The 1,094-nt window shown below is 63.1% G+C and carries 1 protein-coding gene; it reads left to right on the top strand.

From position 1 onward, the window contains the following. Positions 1 to 212 precede the first annotated feature (212 nt). Positions 213 to 1,094: TauD/TfdA dioxygenase family protein (locus FXV83_RS41215; protein WP_148745738.1), on the top strand; the 882-nt coding region annotated here is incomplete at its 3' end.

Raw genomic sequence — 1,094 nt, 5'->3', positions numbered from 1 at the left:
GCTCGTACCATTCAAGGCCTAACGCAAGGTCGTTTCATCATGCTCCAATCCGATCCCAGTGACCGATGTCCCGGCTCGGGCCGTCTGCCGGAGCACGTTGCGGCCGAGTAGGGCCCGCAGCCTGAAATGATTTCATCTATCTCCGCCGTCGTTTCCGCGACCGGCGTATGGCGGAGCTTTGTCCAGGGGATCGCAGTGACGAGAGCACGACCATGAGCAACACGACAACCATCGATAACGTCATTCCGCGCGCCGACATCGACAAGCGTTCGGCCAGGCTTGGCGCCGAGATCAGGAACATCAAACTGTCGGGCGACCTTTCGGACGAGACCATCCGTGCGATCAATCAGGTGCTGCTCGAACACAAGGTCATCTTCTTCCGTGACCAGGGACATCTCGACGATGCCGAACAGGAGCGCTTTGCTATCCGGCTCGGCGGGCTGGTGCCCCATCCGACGGTCGGCGCGATCAAGGGCACGTCGTCGATCCTGGAGCTGGACTCGGGCCGGGGCGGTGGCCGCGCCGACCAATGGCATACGGATGTCACGTTCGTCGACGCCTATCCGAAAATCTCGGTGCTGCGCGGCGTGGTGATTCCACCCTACGGCGGCGATACCGTCTGGTCGAACACGGCGGCCGCCTATCTCGGCCTGCCGGCGCCGCTGCGCAAGCTCGCCGACGAACTGTGGACCGTTCACAGCAACGCCTATGACTATGCCGTGAAGACGCGGGCGACCGAGGCGGACAGAAAGCACTTCGACGAGGTGTTCACCGGAACGATCTACGAAACCGAGCATCCGGTGGTGCGCGTCCATCCCGAGACCGGCGAGCGCACGCTCGTGCTCGGAAATTTCGTGCAGCGCTTCGTCGGCCTGCCGAAATATGACGGCCAGAAGCTGTTCGACCTGTTCCAGTCGCATATCACGGCGCCGGAAAACACCATGCGCTGGAGCTGGGAGGCCGGCGACGTTGCGATCTGGGACAATCGGGCCACGCAACATTACGCGGTCAACGACTATGGCGATCAGCACCGCGTTGTGCGCCGGGCCACCATCGATGGCGATGTGCCGCTCGGCGTCGACGGTCGGCGCAGC

Origin of the sequence: Bradyrhizobium hipponense (assembly GCF_008123965.1) — a bacterium.
GTDB classification, from domain to species: domain Bacteria; phylum Pseudomonadota; class Alphaproteobacteria; order Rhizobiales; family Xanthobacteraceae; genus Bradyrhizobium; species Bradyrhizobium hipponense.
This window is presented reverse-complemented; position numbering and strand designations above follow the sequence as displayed.